Genomic DNA, 18,463 nt, shown 5'->3' with positions numbered 1-18,463 from the left:
CAATGAATACAGAAATTGCCTATCCATTCCAAATTGATGACAGCAGTCGCCGCATTGCCAACGCTTCCCCCGACGACCATATCCGCCAAATGATTGAGCAACTGCTATTTACCATACCAGGAGAACGAGTCAACCGCCCTACCTTTGGCAGTGGGTTAATGCAGTTGGTGTTTGCTCCCAATAGCGACGAAATGGCAGCAGCTACTCAGTTTCTTGTCCAGGGAGCATTACAACAATGGCTGGGTGATTTAATTCAAGTGGAAGCTTTACAAGTTACAAGTGAAGAATCTACCTTACGAGTTATTGTGCAGTATACCATTCGTCGCAATCAAGAACGCCAAATAGCCCAATTTGAGCGAGGTGGAGTAGGATGAGTGACATACAACTTGATGATTTCTCCCGCAACTTGCGAAGAGATAGGATTATTTCTCATCCTCAACAAATTGGTCTGGATTATATTCAAGTAGAAACTAATCCCCTACAGTTAAGGCTCTATTTTCTGCCTGGGGTAGAGACTAAGTACAATTCTCTATCCCAAATCACAGCCGCCAATATTCGCATTACCAGAGGTGCAAACGTCACAACTAACTTACAGGTACAGGTAATCACTCCTAGTCCTCCTAACATCCTGCAAGTCCAACTCCTACAGGTGCAAGACAGACAACAAGACACATCTGCATCAGAAAACTTCCCAGTTTATACCCTAGAGTTAATCAATGTAGCGCACCTCGATCCATTCTTCTCCCAGGCGAGTTTCTCCCTAGAAGTCGATAAACCTAGTCCTTTCGATCCATTGCGATCGCTCCCCAGTTTACCAGAGCCACCCTCAACCTTAGAAATTGATTATCTAGCTAGAGATTACAGCAGTTTTCGCCAGTTAATGCTTGACCGTTTATCGGTCGTCATGCCCCAGTGGAAAGAACGCCACCCAGCCGATTTAGGCATCACCTTAGTAGAAATTTTAGCCTATGCAGGCGATCGCCTCAGTTATTACCAAGATGCCGTAGCAACAGAAGCTTATCTAGGAACAGCAAGACGACGCATTTCCATCGGTCGCCACACCAGATTAATTGACTACACCATGCACGAAGGCTGTAATGCTCGTGTCTGGGTGCAAGTGCAAGTCAACGAAGTTACCCCAGCAGGGCTATTATTACCAGCCAGAACTAAATTAATCACTAAAAGTACCAACTCATCCCCAGGAGTAGCCATGACTCCGGCTGAGTATGAAAAATTATTATTCCAGCAAACCCAGATATTTGAAACAATTTATCCCCTCACCCTCTTTAACGAACTCAACGAAATTAATTTTTATACCTGGGGAGCCAGGGAATTTTCCTTGCCTCTAGGGGCTACCCGTGCCACATTACAAGGGAATTTAGCCAACTTAAAGGCAGGGGATGTACTGATTTTGGAGGAAATTCAAAGTAAAACCACAGGTAATGCCCCTGACCCCAAACATCGCCACGCGGTACGCTTAACTAAAGTCACTCCTCAACAAGATACACTCTTTGCTCAAGAGATTACTGAAATTGAGTGGCATCCTGAAGACGCTTTACCATTCCCCTTAGACATTGCCATTTATCAAGACACTCAATCTCTAGAAAACATGAGCATTGCCCAAGGTAATATTGTACTGGCAGAGCATGGCAGAAGAATTACCGCCGAAAAACTCCCACCCGTACCCCAAACCGGACGCTATCGCCCACAACTGCAAAACATTGGCTTGACACACGCCGTTGTTTATGATGTGGTGAAGGGAAAAGAACAGTCAGCAAATCAAACCCTGACCCAAAACCCTGATGCAGCCACACCGATGATCGAGATCCATGAAGAGAAATCTGATAGGATTTGGTGGGCGAGACGTGATTTATTGAGTAGCGATCGCTTTGCTAATGATTTTGTGGTGGAAATGGAAAGTGATGGTATTGCTCATTTGCGTTTCGGGGACGGAGTGCGGGGCAGAAAACCAACTAGCCAAAATCAATTAATAGCAAACTATAGAGTCGGCAACGGTATACAGGGTAATGTCGGCCATGATGCGATCGCACATATTGTCTGCGATGCTGAAATCGGAAAAAAGATTATACAAGTGCGAAATCCCTTACCAGCACAGGGAGGTACAGAACCCGAATCTATTGATCAGGTGAGGTTGTACGCCCCAGAAGTGTTTCGGAATCAACAGCAACGCTGTATTACGGCGGCGGACTACCAAAAAGTTTTAGCACGTCACCCACTAGTGCAAACAGCCGCAGTTACTATTCGTTGGACTGGTAGTTGGAACACTGTCTTTATTGCGGTGAAAGGTCGGAAAAATCAACCCATCGACGAAACTTTTAAAGCCACATTGCGGCAATTTATTGCACCCTACCGCCTCACTGGCTATGACTTAGAAATTACTGCACCACAATTTGTCCCTTTAGATATTGCCTTAACAGTGCAAGTAGCACCGGGATACTTTGCCAGCAGCGTCAAACGGCTGCTATTGGAAACCTTTAGTAACGTAGACTTGCCCAATGGTAGGCGTGGTTTTTTTCACCCAGACAACTGGAGTTTTGGTCAACCAGTTTATGTAAGTCAAATTGTCAAAACAGCAATGGAGTTACCAGGAGTTGTGCAAGTAGAGATGCCAATTAAGCGGTTTCAACGCTGGGGTTCGCCTGAAGGAAACGAAATCGAGACAGGAAAAATTGCGATCGCGCCTTTGGAAATCGCTCATCTCGACAATAACTTAGATGCGCCAGAAAACGGCAGAATTGAGTTTAACTTAAAGGGTGGCTTATGAATAGTTCAGATTTCATTTCAGAGCAACCTGCTAACTACAATCCGCCTGGATTAAGTGCCTTGGCTTACCGCATAGGCACTCACCCCACCTTATTTAAACGTCTATTAGCAGGTTTACCAACCCAAGAAATTCTCCAGAGTCCCGACGCACAAAAGCCACAACATCCCCTACATAAACTAACTACACAACATCTTGATGATCCTGCGATCGCCCTCCTTGATGCTTGGGCAGTGGTTGGAGATGTCCTGACGTTTTACCAAGAGCGAATTGCTAACGAAGGATATCTGCGAACAGCCACTGAAGACCGCTCGATTTTAGAATTATCGCGTACAGTTGGTTATAAACTCAATCCTGGTGTTGCTGCTAGTACATACCTCACTTTTACCGTCGAAGATGCACCAGGTTCAGCCCAAGAAGTTACAGTTCCTGTCGGCACAAGGGTGCAGAGTATTCCCAAAGCACCAGGAGAACTTCCCCAGACCTTTGAAACTATTGCAGAGATAAAAACACGAGTTGAGTGGAATAGCCTCAAGCCCGATATTTCCCCAAAATTCGACACGCCAAAATTTGATCAAGACACAACTGAACTAAGTTTACAAGGAACAAATACTAGACTTCAGCCCGGCGATCGCATTTTAATTATCAGTGATACAGGGGGTGATAACACTGCTCCTTTGCCTGTTTCACCTGATCCCAATGCAAATCCTCCCAAGCGTGAATTTAGATTTTTCTTAACTTTGGAATCTGTAGAAACTGATGCCCAAAACAACTTTACATTGATTCGCTGGAATAATAACACAAAACAAACACTACCAGCAGTGTTAGTAAATGCAACACACAGTTCCGCTAATAATCTGCAAGTATTCGCCTTTCGACAGCAAGCATCGCTTTTCGGTCATAATGCTCGCGACTGGAGTGAATTATCCCCGGAAATTAAACGCAAATATAGCCCTAGTCAGTTTGGTAGCGAAACTATTAATTGCACTGGCATAACTATAAGAGTAAATAATGATGCAGTCTTCACCACATCTATTAACAAAGGTGATATTATCACAGTTGCTAATCAATCAAAAACCGTAGTTAATATTTCTGAAAATAAAAAAATAATTACAGTTGATTCTGGCTTTATTCCTAACCTAGATAACATACAAGGTTTTATTTACAATAAAGCAATATCGGAATGGAGTAAATTTAGCATTCAATCTTCACAAATTGACTTGAATGCCTTATATCCAAATGTTTTACCAGGAAGCTGGGTGCTGTTAAATCAGGATGAATCATCTGAACTTTATCAAGTTGAAAATAGCTCTACTGTTTTCCGCTCAGATTTTGAATTAGCAGGAAAAGTTACCCGAATAAATGTTACAAGTAGCAATGGTTTAGAAAAGTTCGATTTACGTAAAACTACTATTTTTATTCAAAGCGAACAATTACTACTGTTCAAAAAACCGCAAGAATTACCATCAATTAAGCGGCAAAATCCACTGATTAAACTAGCGCAGTCAATACCTCCACTAGAACCTGGACGCACAGTCATCATCAAGGACAAAACTAATACCGAAATTGCTTTTGTTGGCAGTATGGATGACTCTCAATCTCTTACATTGAGCTATGACCTCCAGCATGATTACGATACTGCAAGTATGACTATTTATGCCAATGTTGTCCCAGCCACACACGGTGAAACTGTAGAAAAAGAAGTCCTTGGTAGTGGTAATGGCGGACAAGCTAACCAAAAATTTAAGCTGAAAAAACCACCTTTAACTTATGTCTCGGCAGCTACAGCCAGTGGTAGCAAAAGTACCTTGCAAGTCTATGTGAATAATGTACTATGGCAAGAAGTTGTATCTCTAGAAGAGCAAGATGCCCGTAGCCAATGCTACATTGTACAAATTGACGACCGAGGCGAGTTTACCATTATCTTTGGTGATGGGATTCATGGTTCTCGCTTACCCAGTGGGCAAGAAAATATCATTGCCACTTATCGTAGTGGTATTGGTCAAGTTGGAGAAGTCAAAGCAGGTTCTTTGATACTGCTGCAAAACCGACCTTTAGGAATTCGTGATGTTACTAATTTGCATGATGCCACAGGCGCAGGCGATCGCGAAACCTCTTTACATATCCGCGATAACACTCCCCGCACCGTCCGCACACTAGATCGGATTGTTTCTTTACGAGACTTTCAAAACTTTACTCAAAGTTTTGCTGGTATTGGCAAAGCTCAAGCTGTCATTCTCTGGACAGGACAAACAAAATTAATACACATTACTATTGCTGCTGATGATGGTCAACAAGTTGAATCTAATTCAACACTTTTTACCAACCTGAAACAAGCAATTGTTTCTAATATGAGTAATCCATTACAAGCTGTGGAAATTCAATCATACGAAAAGTTGTACTTTAACATAGAAACAACAGTATGGATTGACCCACGTTATCAGGAAAATAGTGTCAAGCAGATTATAGAAAGTACACTCAATCAAACATTTAGTTTCGCCAAACGTGAATTTGGACAAGCAGTGGCCGCTTCAGAAGTTCTTGAAATTATCCAAAATATCGCGGGTGTATTAGCAGTTAATTTGGATTTTCTTTACCTAAAATTTGACAATAAAGCAAAACCAATTCCTTCATCTCTAAAAGCAAAAACAGCCTCTTGGAATGTAAATAAAAAACAAGCTTTACCATCTCAGTTATTACTAATTAATCCTCAAGGCATAACACTCAACAAAGGCTCATGAATCAGTTAGAACGTCTTTATCATCTCCTCCCGTCTATCTATCGCCAACGAGATTTGGCGCAGGGAGAACCGTTGCGGGCTTTACTTGCAGTTATGGAAAGCCAACTGCGAACAATTGAGGCCGATATTGATGGGCTGTATGAAAACTGGTTCATCGAAACCTGTGATGAATGGGTAGTTCCTTACATTGCAGACTTATTGGGAATTGACGGTTTAAATGATGAAAAAAGTTTATTGTGGAGTCAACGGTCATACGTTGCCAATACAATCGCCTACCGTCGTCGTAAAGGTACTCCTGCCATTCTAGAAAATATCACATTTGATGTTACTGGCTGGAGAGCCAAGGTAGTAGAATTTTTTGAGCTACTCAGTGCTACCCAAAATATCAATCATATTCGTCCGGGTAAAGGCACTACTATCGACATCCGTCACCGAGCAAACTTAGAACAGTTAAATTCGCCGTTTGATGCGATCGCTCATTTAGTTGATGTACGTCGCATCAGTCCAGATGGGATAAAATCTGAGCAATCCTTCGCTGCGATGCGCGGCAAATACAACATCTCGAATCTAGGCTTGTTTGTCTGGCGACTGCAAAGTTATCCAATTACCAACAGTCCCGCTTACCCTGTGAAAGATTCAGCAGGAGAAAAAATTATTGGGTATACCTTTCACCCCCTTGGCTATCAGACAACTTTATTCAATCGACCCCAAACCAAAACCGAAATTACTCAATTTGCTGAAGTAATTAACTTACCTGGTGCGATCGCTCAACAAGCATTTGCAGCCGATTTAAAGGCATATCAACAGCAATACAAAGACGCACGACCAGACCAGCAACCACCAGACAGCCAATATTACGGCCCCAATCGCAGTTTCAACATCTCAAATATCTCACCGATGCAGCTGGTGAGTATGGATTTAAGTAACTGGCAAAGTCCCGCATCAGGTAAAGTCGCTGTAGATGTCAAATTGGGACGAATAGCTTTCCCGATCAACGAACCACCAACCCAAGCTGTGAACGTTAGCTACTGCTACAGTTTCAGTGGTGACATTGGTGGCGGCCCCTATGACCGCCAGCCAACTTTAGCAACGAATGATTCTATTCCCTGGTACTGTGTCGTTAGTCAAGATGGGAAAAAGTTGCAGGATGCTTTACGAGAATATTTAACTCAAAACAATCCATCTGGCATCATTGAAATCGCTGATAGCCAAGTGCATGAACTCACTGAACCAATCATCCTGAAAAAAGCCGGTCGCTTGACGATTCAAGCAGCCAACGGAATGCGCCCTATCATTAGTTGTGGTAAAAACCCGTTAGTTTTCAAGGTTGCAGATAACAATCCCGATGCCGCGTTGACCTTCAATGGAATACTAATTGATAGTAAAGTCAGCATTCAAACAGGGTTGAAACTGAACATCATTCACTGTACTTTGATTGGTGGAGTGCAGGTAGAAAAATCAAAACAGAATATTTCCAGTTTGCAAATATTTATCTCTCATAGCATTGTCGGTGCTTTACAATTGCCAGAGCAGATTGTCAGTTTAACAGTACAAGACAGCATCATAGACAGCATTTTAGAGGATGTATCTAGCTTGAGAAAAGCTACAAATGATGCAACTATAGATACAAACAAATTGCGTAATAATGCAGATTTAGATTATGCGATCGCTACCAACACCGCAGACGAAAAATCTCACCCCCGCACCACTTTAGAGCGAACTACAATCTTTGGTAAAGTTAACCTCCACGAACTGACACTAGCATCTAATGTGATATTTACAGCACCCGTCACTGTGAAGAATTGCCAAACGGGTAGTGTCCGCTTCAGCTATCTGCCAAAAGATTCCCAAACTCCACGCCGTTACTGCTGTCAACCTCTGGATGGGAGCGATGGCGATCGGCAAATCAAACCCCTGTTCACCTCTGTGCAGTATGGCGATCCAGGGTACGCCCAACTAGCACTGGCTTGTGCGCCAGAAATTGCCACAGGTGCAGACGATGGCGGCGAGATGGGCGCATTTCATCTGCTTCACCAACCTCAACGCACCGCTTATCTTCGTCTCAGCTTAGAAGAATATTTGCCTGCTGGCTCAGAAGCTGGAATTTTCTATATGTCTTGAAGTTATTAAAGGAAATATTATGAAAGGCGATTTTTCTCGGTTTACCTTCAATCCCCAAAAGCGTTTCAGCCGCGTGTTGATGCAACAAGGGCGCGTCCAACTAGATGCAGATTGGAACGAACAACTGGATATTACAGAGCATCGCATTGCTGCTGAAATCACCGATTTTATCGGTCAGAGTGGCGCACCAGAAAAGTATGCTGGATTTGAGATCACAGTAACTGATGATAAAACAAATCTCAAAATCGGTGCAGGGCGATACTACGTCGAGGGTATGCTTTTTGAGAATGACCAGTCTGTGCTGTTTACTGCTCAATCAGACTATCCAGGTGCAGAACCCAAAAGCGAAACCAAACAAGAAAATGGTAAATACGAGAATGGTATTTACCTAGCTTACCTTGATGTCTGGCAACGTCATATTACAGCACTGGAAGATCCAGAGATTCGGGAACCAGCTTTGGGTGGGGCTGATACAGCCACGCGAGTCAAAAATGTTTGGCAAGTGAAACTATACTTTTTGGGCAAGGCAGACAAAAATGTAGACAAAAGCTCTTTCGCTCCTCCTGACTGGAAACCTAGCTGGGAGAAGCCTCTCAGCACAGGCAAATTATCGGCGAGCATAGTAGGAGCGGGAGCAAACCTAGAAAATCAACTCTACCGTGTGGAAATTCATACAGGCGGTACGCTCAGTCAAGCTACGTTTAAATGGTCGCGGGATAATGGCTCAATTGCTACCCGTGTTGAGAAAATTATCGGTCAGGAGATTACCGTCAGTCGTCTAGGACAAGATATTCAAACGGCATTTGCAGCAGGTAACTGGGTGGAGATAATTACTGAAAAGCAAACCCTTTATGGTGAACCTGGCATTTTGGCGGAGTTGGAATCTGTTACAGCAAACACACTAACAGTGAAAGAGTGGCCATCTGGCAAAGCTCCAGATTTTGAGCCATCAATGATAGTACGGCGTTGGGATTCTCGTAATATCCCTGTGCAGAATGATTGGATAACTTTAGAGAATGAGATTCAGGTCAAATTTGATGCAGGTGAGTATAAAACAGGCGACTACTGGTTAATTCCCGCACGCAACTTAACTGCAAATATCGAATGGCCTAGTAACAAAGCCCAACTACCGCACGGGATTTTACATCGCTACTGTAGTTTAGCCTTGGTGAAGTATGATAACGCTGGATTTAGTGTGAAGGATGATTGTCGTGTCATCTTCAAACCCTTAACAACGGGTTTGTTGAGCAAAGGCGGTGACACTATGACAGGATCACTGACAATTGATAAAGACCTCTATGTTACTGGCAAAGTTGGTATTGGAACAAAAAATGTAGGAGGAGCTAGGTTAACTGTAGAGACACCTAATGACTACGATGGAAGTACTATCCAGTTTGAAGCTAAAAAAGAACCTAATTTGTACAATTTGAGCTTAAATACATCCGTAACCGACAGTAATGTTAGGTGGGTCTTTAATCAAACGAACAATTCTCAACTATATAACTCAGTTCTTGTATTTAATAAAGGTAATGTTGGCATCAGCACAACCAATCCGCAAAGCAAGCTGGCTGTGTCAGGAGGAGTTGCGATCGGATCAAAAAACTATGTGGAAACAACTGTTGCACCTAATAATAGTTTGCTAGTTGAGACGTACATCGGCATTGGAAAGATGGGAAATTGGAGCTTGCAAACAGCTAGTTACACAAGCGTGAAAGGTGGTATCGTACCAATTAAAGGTATAATAATAGACGGAGCCAGTAATCTCTATATCTGCACTGTTTTGGGAAGCTCTTTCTATAACGGGGTTTTGGACTTGTTACTTCCACGCCCTAAACGATGGGCTGTATCAGTTTTACCAGCATGGTCTTTAGATATTACTAACATAGCAAGAAATCCAAGGGCATCGATAATTGGAGGAGCAACAGGAATAGAAGTTGTGGAATATGGTAGGGGTGAAGATTTCCCATCGGAAGCAAACTGGATAGATGGGGATCTAGATTATATAAGCGGATATCGCTATTGGCAATTAAAAACAAACACTCAACCAAAAGGAATAATAATAGTTATTATTTCATCCATATAGCAATTATCAGTGAGTCATAAAAAGATACTATATTTATTCACAGCAGGATAAAACATTAATTCTCATCTGACCAAGAAAGTTAATGCTTTCTTAGTGCTGAACAGCCAACTCTAATAATTGTATTATCTTCTCTTAATTTCACATGAGACAACAACTCGAAAAACGCCTTCAATCTCTTAAGGATGAATTTTCAGAAAAGCAAGCAAACTTAACAGATTTAGAGGCTAAACAGACAAATCTACAAAACACTTTACTCCGCATTAGTGGTGCAATTCAGGTACTACAAGAAGAACACAGTAAGATAAGCGAAATATTAGAAAATGCCAGCGAACCACCTGAAGAGATTAATTCAGAAACTGGATTCATCAATCAAGATTTAACAGTCAGTAATCAGATAAAGGAACAGCTAGAGCAACGTCTTCAATCCCTCAAAGTAGAGTTTGAAGATGGTCAAAGAATATTAGCAGATTATGAGATGAAACAAGCAAATCTGCAAACTACCTTACTCCGTATTAGTGGAGGAATTCAGGTACTAGAAGAAGAATTAGTTCAATCCAGCGAAACTTCTCACATTCCCCAATCTCTTGCGGTTTGAGGTAATCTTGGTGTAATAGTGCTACATAAGTAATGATAATGATGCACCGTATTAATGAATGAAATACCAAATTCCACCAAGGTGATTTCTCCCAGGATTTGGAAAAAGACAAGGTTATCGGAATAATACAATAAGGCAAAAATCACAAGAAAGAATAGTGATACCACAAGCCTTTTAGCAATTTCTGATGGTCACTGAGCGTACTTGTACTAAGCGCAGGCTATTTTTATCAGCTTTTTTTAACATTCAACACTTCTTCTCTGACTGATATCAAGTTCTCAGACTCAGGGATGATGAGGATTGATTCAATAAATTGGGAAAATCAGACTATAAATAGTGATATCTCAGTGATATGCAGCAATTACAAGGAATAAGGTCATGATTAAATCATGGATGATCATTGGTGGCGTAGCAATATTGGTGGCTTTAGGTGCTAATTTAATTCAACCAGGCGATCGCCAATGGTTCAGACGCTTACAAAGACCGAGATGGCTAACTTTTGAAGCCGCAATTCCGGTAATTTGGAGTGTAATTTTTATTTGTGGCGCTTGGTCAGCTTATATTGTCTGGGAAACTAACCCAGGAACAACATCTACTTGGTTATTGATGAGTTTATATTTAATTTTAGAAATTGCGATCGTTGCCTATACACCCGTAATGTTTTGGTTGCGAAGTCTGCAAGCAGGCACAATTATTGGTGGTACAGGCTTTATTATTGGTCTGATATTAACTGGGGCTGTCTTACCTGTCTCCGGTTGGGCAGCATTGTTATTAGTACCCTTTTTACTATGGAGTCCCATTGGTACTTATACCACTTGGCAGATGCAGAGTCTCAATCCGCAAGATGTCTGAGTGTCAAACCTGCGGTTGATTTCACCCCTCCCTTATCTTGTCAAACTGGCAGTGTATAACTTGACAAAAAGTCAGGAAAAGGGTGAATATATGCTTTCATCTGGCTTGTGAATTGAGGGACGGTGTGGTTTAGTCATAGTTGTTAATTAACCGCAGATGGACGCGGATGAATTATTTACACCATCTCAAACTCTAACTGATGACTTTGGCGAAAATCATGGGTGAAATGATCTACTACATTTGTATCAGCCAATTCTAAATTATAAAAATCGACAAATCCATGATCAAAATAAGGGCCAGCGTGCCAAGTTCCTGCATTTAATTTAATAAAACAATTCCCTGGAATCTGAAAAGCAGCTATTTCTGATACAACTGGTTCATCTAATTCATTATGGGGAGGACACACGGCAATGAACCAATCTTTGCCTTCTAATGAACCTAAACATTGAGTGCATTTTATATGACGAGTAATTTTATTAAATTTACGTCCGCGCTTTTCTAGACGCATAATATAAAATCTTGGGGTGCCATTTTGCAGATTTAATTGAGCATCTTCCGCATCAAAACCTTTACCATCTTTACTAGCAAAAATTACCTGCCCATAACGCTGGAAATTTTCGGGGGTAATTAATTCTGCTTTTAATTGTTGGACTGTTTGGGATGTACTCATATTATTAATCAATTACCAGTCTAATTCTTTGGGAATGAGTGATTTAGGAATTAACGAAGCTTGGATTTCTTGATCTGAAGGTCTTGTATACCACCAAGCCCAAGCGATTAACACTGCTTGTAATGGCAATCTAATTGCTTGAACCCAAGGGGAATCTGAGTATGGTATGGTTTCAATTTTAATATGATTAACTGCCATGTTGATATTGGCAGGAAAAACAGCAATAAATAGCAGTACTAGTCCCCAAGCTGCTGCTTGACTCACAGGCGGAACTAATAACCCAATACCACCTAAAATTTCATAAAAGCCACTCAGATAAACTAACCCTAAAGGATATGGCAGTTGTGGCGGCATGATTTTAACGTAAGGTTGCGGTACTGCAAAATGTGTAATACCGACGATGATGATTGATATTGCCAAGATGACACGAAAGAGTTCCTTACGTCTGTTCATGGTTTCGCCTGATTTTGTCCTTGCGCTTACCACTTCAGTTTGCTGATCTGATGTGAATTTGTCTTCAATCAATGGTAAGAAACATCACGCAGGGACGCAGAGGCGCAGAGAGGATGAGGAGATTGGTTTTGATTAGTTAGATTTAGAGTCTGCGATCGCGCCATAATCCAATCTTGTAAAATTCCATTGACTAACGTTCCCCTTCATCGGCGGCTATTAGTTTTTATATCACCACCAATGATTTTTGACCGTCCGTTGCAAGGGGGTTGTTATGCTGCGATCTCTGACCGACTGATTCTTAACATTTGATTCCCGCCTTTTTGAAACTCATAAGCAACAGATTGAACTTCTACACTACAACCTTTATTAGATAAATCTTCCAAAATCGGTTTAAGGTACGAGGATGGTTCACCATCAAGTTTAAGCAATGGGAAAATCCTAACCTCTGAGGCAATTCGCAGAAGTTCATGAATCGAAGCAACATGAAAATCAAGTGATAACTGTTCTGAATACAAGAAGAGTAAATGAGAGCATACGCATAACTCAAATTGGTCATCAACAAATTCTAGGCTTGGCAAAGATTGATATAAATACCGCCCTGAAGTTTTTCCAAATTCATAGTCTAATAAAAATTTCTCCATTGCGTTGAGACGCGCCTTGCCAAGCTCATCAGCATTTTGGAAGTTCTTCCATATATAGTGACTAGAGTTTTGCTTCACCTGCGAAATGACTGGCTCATAAGTAGCTCGAACACGCTGCTCAATTTGTTCGGCAGAAAATTGATAAACCGGATCGATAGACACAACAGAGTGTCCTAGCTCAGTCATCTCAACATTGAAACTAGCTGGGCCATCGCCACATCCAAGAATTTTCGCGTTTAAATCTGTTTCTGACAAACTAAACATCGACTTGTATTCTTCTAGCGTTCTGCCCCAAGGGACAACTTCATCGAGCTTCATTTACAAATCTCCTCAAGATATTAGTATAACTATTTGTTATACGGGATCTTTCCGTATAATCTTTTTCTCAGTCCTAATATATCAAGCATCACAGCGAACTCCTGTTGGAATATATGGAAAACTTCTTTTTTACATCCTTATTTGGGTATTACACCGAATTTTTCGGTATAACTATCCTTCAGGGGAGGGGTATACAGAATTTTTCCGTGTATCCCTTGGTGTTATCCAGGATTTTTCTGTACAACATCCCTAACACTCAAAGGAATTGCTTGAACAAACGCAGTATGTCATCCGATTTATCTTACGAATAAAGATAAAATTAGTGCCTAAGTTTATACCGATCGCCTGTTAGTTATAGGACTTACGCAGACTCTACGATTTCTTGGCGTTCTCGGCGACTTGGCGGTTCGATAAATCAAGCTTTTGGGTGATTTTTGCGTAAGTCCTAAGTTAGATTTTAAAGCTTGCGATCGCGCCCTAATCCAATCCTGTAAAATTCCATTGACTAATAACGTTTATGCTGCTCTAAAACTTGCTAATCAAATTGTCATACTCTGCATGTGTTCCAATCCAAAACCAGGAAATACCATTTTCGACTTCAACACCCAAAGCTCGGTAACTTAACCCTGCACGAACTGACCAATACTTTTTGCCCAACTTCTTGAAATGCAAGGACGGATGAGATGGGTCAACTTTGAGCAACTCATAGCATTCATCTGCTGATTGCTGAACACTTTCAGGTAAGGCGTTGTAGCATTGCCAAAACCGTCGCGTTGTATAGTGCATTAAATTTCTCGACAATGCCCTGCTTCAAACTCAGCGATCGCTTCTTGAGCAAGTGCCTCTAATTTACCGTCTTCGATGTCTTGCTCTATCTGCTCGTCCCAGCGTTCGTAGTCTAAATCAAGAAACCACAGTCTTAATTTCTCAAACTCACTTGATGGCAACGAAAGGATTGCCGCTTCGATTTGCTCCAGATTGGACATAGCCCTTTGTACCTCTCTAGCCTTGAGAAAATTATAGCTTTCCCGGAAAGGTAGAGTACCTTCACCCGCCGCTAGTAATTTCTCGGACTCGACGAACAGACTCTGTACGGTCTGTGTTCAACGGCATTGTTAGACCGTATCGACTTTGCGAAGTTTGACACTACCGCCTTCAAAAATCTGCATCGTTAGCTGATAGCCTTCCATCAATGACATTCCAACAAGCGGTTCTGAATCAGCTTCGTCTACTGGGATTGTTAGTAAGGCGCTATCCCAGACTACAACAGCTTCGTAAATGTTGAAAACACACTCACTGCCATCTCCAAGAATTGCCCTTCCTCGTCTTTTCCATTTCAAGTTTAACTCAGCGATCGCATCTGGAGGCAACGACAGCCAACCATTGAAACCTGTATCTACGATCGCATCTTTCGTAAAAACTCTGCCATCAAAGCGACGAATTGAAAGTGGAATAATTGGTTCAAATTCTGCATTGACTACTCCAGTAATCATGCAGTTCTCCGAGTCCGTCCGCCAAACCGACGAACGTGACGAGAGCCAATACGAACTATCCAAATTTGAGCATCTGGGTGACGGGTTTCCAGGCGATCGCAAGCTACAATTTCACTCTTGTCAATTTCAAAGTCACCAGTTTCGAGATCAATCGCTACAATTTTGCCGTCATTCCCAGCCTCAACTTGAGGTTTTATCTGAGTTTCATAGATATAATCACCTCGGTGGGCAAATTCCTCTTTACTGTAGCGGGGTTGTCGTACTGTCATCGTTCCAATTTTCGGTTTGTCTATGGCTTTATTTTAAGCTGATACTGATCGCCTGTTAGTTAGATTTTAAAGCTTGCGATCGCGCCCTAATCCAATCCTGTAAAATTCCATTGACTAAAGGTAGGTGTCCGTCAGGGTTGCGGCAGAATTTAGAGAAACTCAACTAGCAGATTGAATCAAACATCCCTTGCACGGATTTGTTAGATTTAAATTGATTTAAGGTCGTCCCCATTCTAGTTTTTGAATCAAATAATTGCCAGATTCATTTGCAACTACTACTATCACAGCTTCAGTATTTACTTCTCCAATAACTGAGACGTAAACCATAGCACTATCTGAGTCATTATCTGGTAAGTGTGTTTCAACTGAATCTATAGACATTGCACTTGCAGGTATTTCAAAATAGTCAACCATTCCTTCATAAGTCTCTTTAAGGAGAGAGGGAGTCCATTCATCACAAATTGCAGATCCTAAATAAGAATGAGCCTTTTCATATTGATGATTCAGAAGAGCTAATGAAAAATTTAAGGCAACTTGCCCATATGGTGTCTCTAGCTCTTCTTGACTGACTCCGTGTATCATCTCAATCACTCAGCTTAAATAGAGAATTTAATTATTTTAGGGCTTACGGAATAACTCTCTCAAACTCTTTTAACTTCGTGTCTTAGCATCTTTGGTGGTTTATTGTTTCATTATTTTGTGAAGAAATTGCTTAAACAAATACAGTATTTATAATTCATCAATTGTCACCAACCCGCCTTCTGTAAACTGAATCACTAGCTCCTGGTCATCCAGCAGTGCAGTTCCAAGCAAAGGTCGTCTTCCTATAGCTATGACAAGTACTTCTCGTTCTTCACCATTCCAAAGGACAGTTGCCTCATAAATTGGAAGCAAAACTTCAGTGTTATCTGCCAAATTTGCAGAGGTCTAAATGTTAAACCCATCAATGAAACCGCTTCCGAAGGAAGACAGAGTTCCCCAGTGAAACCTGTATCGATGACAAACTCAATCGCTATGCTTGAACCATTCTGAAGCAGAAAGGTCAGTGCGACAGTGGCGTGTCTATCTGTCACAATTCCAGAAATCACTTCTGAACTCGCTCCATGACCCCACCAAATGAGACAGCCACGTTGTAGCCAATACGAATACCAAAGAGTCGGGCGTTTGGATGTTTCTTGCTGAGATTCCGGGATGCTTGCAGCCCAGTTTTATCAACTTCATAATCCCCTGTTTCAATATCGATGATGACCATCTTACCGATGTTTTCGTCAGTTTCGACTTTTTGACGGATTCCACTCCCGTACAGTTGCTTTGCTCGACGTGCAACTTCTTCGCGGCTTAAAAGAATGGCTTGCATACGCTGGTTCTAAGTCGTTACGTTAACTCTTTGAACCTCTCCATAATACCTTACAAAAAATCGCCTGTTAGTTAGATTTTAAAATGTGCGATCGCTCCTGTATCCAATCTGATAAAACTCCATCGACTAATGGTTCACTTGAGCAGCTACAATGAATGTCAAACTCAGCATCAAAATCTTGTGTTAGTCTGCTTGCAGCGAATTGTTATACGGCTGAGTGTTTACTTGACTATGACTTTCAATGTATTGACGCAAGATTGAGTTGATTAACGTTTTGTATTCACCATCTTGAGCTTGAAACCACTTCAACACATCAGGTTCAATCTGAACTAACTGCTGTGCTTGAGTTGCAGGAATTCCTATATTCCACTGTGAACATAATCTATTAATTTGATCGCCAACCTCTTGCATACTTGTGTAACCAATGGAACGTAGATGAAACAAGCTAAGAATACTCCATGCTGTGTACTTACAAATTTTAGAAATATCAGCTTCGTTAATCACTCGGTTGGCTAAATAATTCATACCTCGATGAATGATATCTGAGCGTTTGTCATAGAGCTTCGTCATATTTTTATACACTTCCTTGGCATCTTCAACCCTTATAAACTCGTAGCCACTAAAAGCATTGAGCGTTGCAACCCCTTTCGCTAAAGCGTGTGTAGGTTTTTCAGTTCCAGTAAATATACACTCCAGTGCAGTCCAGTATTTCAGAAAAGACACATCTAGATCGACTTCATTTTGGGCTTCACCTATCCAGTAAATTGCTGTCAAAATACATCCTTCTAACTGCGTTTGAGAGGAGGCATTAATAATTGTAGAGAAGTCATCTAAGAAACCATTAGAAGATAAATCTTCAAGTCGGTTTTTACTTATGGAAAAGATTTGTAGAGGTTTATGACCGCGACCAGAAGCCAAGATAATGGTATTATCTTTATTTCTTCTAATCAAAGTTATTTCGCTATTACCATATACTTCAAATGCAAGATTTATTTTTATCATTTGCTCTGAAACTCTATCATTTATAAACAAACAGAGTATATATCTGAAATAGTTTATTAACTCTCGTGCTTGCCTATAAGCTTTTTTATTAGCAGTATCAAAATCCCCATAAGCAGTAGATTTTATGCACAAGCGATTCAGGAAGTTTTTATTAAAAAAATCTCGGATATGTTCTAATACTCCTGGGTTCTGCGAATCATTTTCTCCCAAATAAGCCGCAGTCATCTGATCGCACAGTGCTTGATTAAAAGCAAAGATTTCAACTTTACCATAACTGATTTTATCAAGTTCTTCTAGCGCCAGTCCTTCAACTGCAAAGAAGAAGTCAAAATAACTGACTTTATCCTCAATAGAATTTTGAATACTTTCTAACACACTGGCAAACTCCCTTTTGCTGTTTGGAGCTTTGTCTCTATTAGAAATTTCTACTTCTAATTCCTTCTTTAGAGCAGTATAAACTGTTTCATAAGAAGCTATTCCCTTCAACTCAGGAGCCTCATAAATTCTGTTAAAAACTTCATTAAATGCTGTTACTGCATTTTCTAGTAAGATCCAGTCTCGAAAATCAATTTGTAATCGGGCTGCAAATTTATCAAAATTATTGTACTCCTCAATACTGGTTGGGATGCAGTAATTTTTGTTTTTATTTTTGCTGTTTACTAACGTATTCCAATTTTGTGTAGCTGCATTGAGATCACCTTTACTTAGCTGAATTTTCATAGATTTTAAAATGTGTGATCGCTCCTGTATCCATTTTTAGGAAATTTCATTCAGCGTGACTACTTCTATTGATACTTCAAACTGTCCAATCTTCGATTATTAACCCCGACACTTTACCAAAGTCTTGATGATTGCGAGTTAACAAAATTAACCCACGACTCAGGGCAATTGCCGCGATTCTTGCATCCATCTTTGCCAGTTTAATCCGTTGTGTTTGCAATTGGTCAAATTTCGTAGCTGCACCCGCATCAAATGAGCCTCTAACTAGCGCGGCGACGCACTAGCAAAATATAGAAGAAACACAGACTAGCCAACGTTTAAAGGCGAATAAATCGTACACTTGAGTAGTACCATGACAGCAAAAACC

General features: G+C 41.0%; 18 protein-coding genes. 7 read left to right on the top strand and 11 right to left on the bottom strand.

Annotation, left to right across the window (positions count from 1 at the left end; all coding sequences use genetic code 11):
* The first annotated feature begins 2 nt into the window (after positions 1 to 2).
* The 7 genes from H6G28_RS33350 to H6G28_RS33320 all read left to right on the top strand — a co-directional run bounded on the left by H6G28_RS33350 (position 3) and on the right by H6G28_RS33320 (position 11,173).
* Positions 3 to 374 carry a GPW/gp25 family protein gene (locus tag H6G28_RS33350; RefSeq protein ID WP_190677370.1) on the top strand — a complete coding sequence of 124 codons (372 nt, stop codon included), beginning with the start codon at positions 3 to 5 and terminating at the stop codon, positions 372 to 374.
* Positions 371 to 2,785: a baseplate J/gp47 family protein gene (locus H6G28_RS33345; RefSeq protein ID WP_190677367.1), complete on the top strand. Its 2,415-nt coding sequence runs from the start codon at positions 371 to 373 to the stop codon at positions 2,783 to 2,785. The genes H6G28_RS33350 and H6G28_RS33345 overlap by 4 nt, the downstream gene beginning before the upstream one ends.
* On the top strand, positions 2,782 to 5,523 hold the full coding sequence (locus H6G28_RS33340) for a putative baseplate assembly protein (protein WP_190677365.1): 2,742 nt from the start codon (positions 2,782 to 2,784) through the stop codon (positions 5,521 to 5,523). The genes H6G28_RS33345 and H6G28_RS33340 overlap by 4 nt, the downstream gene beginning before the upstream one ends.
* A complete protein-coding gene (locus H6G28_RS33335; protein WP_190677363.1) occupies positions 5,520 to 7,643 on the top strand; it encodes a phage tail protein in 2,124 nt (707 codons plus the stop codon). The genes H6G28_RS33340 and H6G28_RS33335 overlap by 4 nt, the downstream gene beginning before the upstream one ends.
* A 19-nt stretch (positions 7,644 to 7,662) precedes the next feature.
* Complete coding sequence (locus H6G28_RS33330) at positions 7,663 to 9,726, top strand: DUF6519 domain-containing protein (protein WP_190677361.1); 2,064 nt, start codon at positions 7,663 to 7,665, stop codon at positions 9,724 to 9,726.
* Positions 9,727 to 9,868: 142 nt separating this feature from the next.
* Positions 9,869 to 10,321, top strand: coding sequence for a hypothetical protein (locus H6G28_RS36510; RefSeq protein WP_199333003.1), 453 nt, complete (start codon positions 9,869 to 9,871; stop codon positions 10,319 to 10,321).
* A gap of 378 nt (positions 10,322 to 10,699) precedes the next feature.
* The gene (locus H6G28_RS33320) at positions 10,700 to 11,173 is read left to right on the top strand and encodes a TspO/MBR family protein (RefSeq protein WP_190677359.1); all 474 of its coding nucleotides are present in this window, start codon (positions 10,700 to 10,702) and stop codon (positions 11,171 to 11,173) included.
* A 175-nt stretch (positions 11,174 to 11,348) separates the two neighbouring features.
* Here the strand turns inward: H6G28_RS33320 and H6G28_RS33315 are convergent, their stop codons facing one another.
* The 11 genes from H6G28_RS33315 to H6G28_RS33265 form a co-directional block, all read right to left on the bottom strand.
* Entirely contained in the window at positions 11,349 to 11,843 is a 495-nt protein-coding gene (locus tag H6G28_RS33315) for an ureidoglycolate lyase (RefSeq protein ID WP_190677356.1), read from the bottom strand.
* A 12-nt stretch (positions 11,844 to 11,855) separates the two neighbouring features.
* A complete protein-coding gene (locus H6G28_RS33310; RefSeq protein ID WP_190677354.1) occupies positions 11,856 to 12,296 on the bottom strand; it encodes a DoxX family protein in 441 nt (146 codons plus the stop codon).
* A 269-nt stretch (positions 12,297 to 12,565) separates the two neighbouring features.
* Positions 12,566 to 13,255 (bottom strand): SAM-dependent methyltransferase, encoded by a 690-nt coding sequence (locus H6G28_RS33305; protein ID WP_190591067.1) that lies wholly within the window; start codon positions 13,253 to 13,255, stop codon positions 12,566 to 12,568.
* 525 nt (positions 13,256 to 13,780) lie between these two features.
* Positions 13,781 to 14,041: a ParE family toxin-like protein gene (locus H6G28_RS33300; protein WP_190591068.1), complete on the bottom strand. Its 261-nt coding sequence runs from the start codon at positions 14,039 to 14,041 to the stop codon at positions 13,781 to 13,783.
* The gene (locus H6G28_RS33295) at positions 14,041 to 14,241 is read right to left on the bottom strand and encodes a hypothetical protein (protein WP_062297026.1); all 201 of its coding nucleotides are present in this window, start codon (positions 14,239 to 14,241) and stop codon (positions 14,041 to 14,043) included. The genes H6G28_RS33300 and H6G28_RS33295 overlap by 1 nt, the downstream gene beginning before the upstream one ends.
* Positions 14,242 to 14,370: 129 nt before the next feature.
* Positions 14,371 to 14,748, bottom strand: coding sequence for a clan AA aspartic protease (locus H6G28_RS33290; protein WP_190677353.1), 378 nt, complete (start codon positions 14,746 to 14,748; stop codon positions 14,371 to 14,373).
* Positions 14,745 to 15,017: a hypothetical protein gene (locus tag H6G28_RS33285; protein WP_190591070.1), complete on the bottom strand. Its 273-nt coding sequence runs from the start codon at positions 15,015 to 15,017 to the stop codon at positions 14,745 to 14,747. The genes H6G28_RS33290 and H6G28_RS33285 overlap by 4 nt, the downstream gene beginning before the upstream one ends.
* Positions 15,018 to 15,233: 216 nt before the next feature.
* On the bottom strand, positions 15,234 to 15,608 hold the full coding sequence (locus H6G28_RS33280; protein WP_190591072.1) for a hypothetical protein: 375 nt from the start codon (positions 15,606 to 15,608) through the stop codon (positions 15,234 to 15,236).
* A 138-nt stretch (positions 15,609 to 15,746) separates the two neighbouring features.
* Positions 15,747 to 15,932, bottom strand: coding sequence for a pepsin/retropepsin-like aspartic protease family protein (locus tag H6G28_RS37180; protein WP_242054723.1), 186 nt, complete (start codon positions 15,930 to 15,932; stop codon positions 15,747 to 15,749).
* 169 nt (positions 15,933 to 16,101) lie between these two features.
* Positions 16,102 to 16,374 carry a hypothetical protein gene (locus H6G28_RS33270; protein ID WP_190677351.1) on the bottom strand — a complete coding sequence of 91 codons (273 nt, stop codon included), beginning with the start codon at positions 16,372 to 16,374 and terminating at the stop codon, positions 16,102 to 16,104.
* A gap of 183 nt (positions 16,375 to 16,557) precedes the next feature.
* Entirely contained in the window at positions 16,558 to 18,096 is a 1,539-nt protein-coding gene (locus H6G28_RS33265) for a HEPN domain-containing protein (protein WP_190677349.1), read from the bottom strand.
* Positions 18,097 to 18,463 lie beyond the last annotated feature (367 nt).

Origin of the sequence: Nostoc sp. FACHB-190, assembly GCF_014696905.1 — a bacterium.
Taxonomy (GTDB): Bacteria; Cyanobacteriota; Cyanobacteriia; order Cyanobacteriales; family Nostocaceae; genus Nostoc_B.
This window is presented reverse-complemented; position numbering and strand designations above follow the sequence as displayed.